Here is a 2177-nt window from a genome sequence, read left to right on the forward strand (position 1 = left end):
GGCAGGCACCGCAGGCCCCTCGAGACCGTTCCCCCACAGCCCACGGGCCGCTGGGAGCTCCTCCTCTCGGGCGTGGTCCTCGCCGCCCTGAGCTGGATGGTCATGACCTGGCCGTTCCGCGGCGACCAGGCGGTGTTCGCGCTCATCGGACGGCAGATCCTGCAGGGTCAGACGCTGTACGTGGACCTGTGGGACGTCAAGCAGCCCGGCGTCTTCCTCTGGTACGGCCTCTTCGGGTTCGACGAGCTGGGCATGCGCGCCCTCGACGTCCTGACGGCCTTCGCCTTCGGCGCCTGTGTGTGGGCGCTGCTGCGCCACCGGACGCCGTCGCCGCGGCTGCGCAGGCTGCTCCCCGCGCTCGCCACCGGCGTGCTGCTCCTCGCCGCGGGGCCGGGGGACTTCGGCCAGCTCGAGATGCTCTGCCTGGCGCCTGCCGTCGGGGCGTTCGCGCTGGTCGCCGCGGACCCCCGGCGGCCGCCCACGTTCCGGCGGATCGTGTTCGCCGGGCTGTGCGTGGGTGTCGTCGGCGTGTTCAAGCTGCTCCTCGCCGGGGTGGTCGGGGTCGCGCTGCTCGGCTACCTGGTGGTCGCGTTGCGCAGGCACCGGATCGCGGCGGCGGTCGTGCTCACGGCGGCCGCCTTCGTCCCCGTGCTCGTGGTCCTGGGCTGGCTGGCCGCACAGGGCGCGCTGCGCGAGACGCTGCACGTCTGGATCGTGGAGGCGGCGCGGATGGGCTCGGCGCCGGGCTCCCGGTCGCTGTCCCGCATCGCCGAGGGCCTCGGCCGGTACGTCGCCTGGATGTTCCCGGTGGCGGTCCTGGCCGTGTGGCAGGTGGCCACGGCGTGGCGCCGTCGGGACGCGCTCGACCTCGCGATGACCGTCTTCCTGGTCGCGGACGTCGTCGCGATCGCGACCCAGTTCGCCTGGTGGTACCAGTGGTACTTCGCCTCGGCGCCGCTGGTCGTGTTGGCCCTGCGCAGGCTCGCCGTCATCACCTGGCGGCCGCGCACGGCGGTCCTCGTGGGGGTGCTCTGCCTCCCGATGCTCGCCCACGCGGGCAGCTGGGCGCTGCCCACCGTGCTCGACGGCGGTGGGTTCACCGCCGCGAGCCGCGCCCGCATCGACGAACGCGTGGCGGACTACGACACGATCCGCGGGGAGGTCGCCGCAGCGGGCCTGCGGCCCACGGACAGCCTCTACGTCCTCGGCGACCCGCTCTACAACCGGCTCTCCGGCACCCCGCTCTCCGTCCGGTTCGACGGCTGGGCCTACGACCTGATGTCCGACGACCAGTGGCAGGAGGTCGCCACCGAGCTCGCGACCGTGCGGCCGAACGTGATCATGGTGAGTGCGGATGCCGCCGAGTGGGTCGGAGACCGCGGGCCGCAGGTCGGGACCGTGCTCAGCGCGGACTACGTGCCGTACCGGACGAGCGACGAGGGGACCTGGTACCGACTGCGCTGAGCACCTGCTCGACGACCGGCGTCGCCCCCGCGCGGTTGTCGATCTCCAGATGCTGCACGGGCGGCGGCTCGTCCGGCCGCATCCGGGCGACGAAGGCCGCGAAGTCAGCCAGCTTCCCCGTGTCCCGCGGGGAGCCGCGCCGCTCCAGGCGTTCGCGCAGCGTGGCGGGGTCCGACCGGACCCACACGAGCCGGACCTCGCCGCCCAGCTCGCGCGCCCACGCGTCCCAGCGGGCGGGGTCGCGGATCTGGCCGGTGAAGGGCCCGGACAGCAGGACCGGGCAGCCGTGCGCGGCGATCTCGCGGGCCAGTGCGGTCAGGCCCGCGTACTCGTGGACCTTGACGTGCTCGTCGTACCAGGGGCCCTCGCGCTCGCCGGGCGGGCGGCCCGCGGCGGCGAGGGTGGCGGCCACGAAGTCCCCGTAGGCGGTGTCCTTGTCCAGCAACGCCGGCACCGGGTCCAGCGCGGCGAGCAGCGCCTCGGCCACCGTGCTCTTCCCCGCCCCCGGCGCCCCCGCCACGACCCACACCGTCGCGCTCATGGACCCATGATGGTGCAGGATCGGCCGGGTGAGGATCGAGAAGATCGGCGTGCCCCGGGCCTTCGACGACCATGCGCCGAGCTACGACGCGCTGGTCGGCCGCAACCCCGGCTACCACGAGCACCTGCGGCTCTCCGCCGCCCGGCTCGGGACCACGGGCCCGCGGCTGCTC

At 74.4% G+C, this 2177-nt stretch carries 2 protein-coding genes and 1 pseudogene; 2 read left to right on the forward strand and 1 reads right to left on the reverse strand.

The window, feature by feature from the left end; translation table 11 throughout:
- Positions 1 to 1464 (forward strand): ArnT family glycosyltransferase (locus tag H5J29_RS30020; RefSeq protein ID WP_181784334.1); only part of this gene is annotated, 1464 nt, incomplete at its 5' end.
- Here H5J29_RS30020 and H5J29_RS30025 read toward each other — a convergent pair.
- Entirely contained in the window at positions 1403 to 2005 is a 603-nt protein-coding gene (locus H5J29_RS30025; protein WP_181784335.1) for a P-loop nucleotide/nucleoside kinase family protein, read from the reverse strand. The two genes, H5J29_RS30020 and H5J29_RS30025, sit on opposite strands and share 62 nt — an antisense overlap.
- A 34-nt stretch (positions 2006 to 2039) precedes the next feature.
- Here H5J29_RS30025 and H5J29_RS35565 point away from each other — a divergent pair.
- A pseudogene (locus tag H5J29_RS35565) lies at positions 2040 to 2177 on the forward strand (ubiquinone biosynthesis methyltransferase UbiE); the annotation flags it as partial.

It is taken from the genome of Pseudonocardia pini (assembly GCF_013870575.1).
Taxonomy (GTDB): Bacteria; Actinomycetota; Actinomycetes; order Mycobacteriales; family Pseudonocardiaceae; genus Pseudonocardia; species Pseudonocardia pini.

Coding starts and splice junctions, on each gene's coding strand:
- H5J29_RS30025 (WP_181784335.1), bottom strand. CDS start 2,005: ATGAGCGCGACGGTGTGGGTCGTGGCGGGGGCGCCGGGGGCGGGGAAG.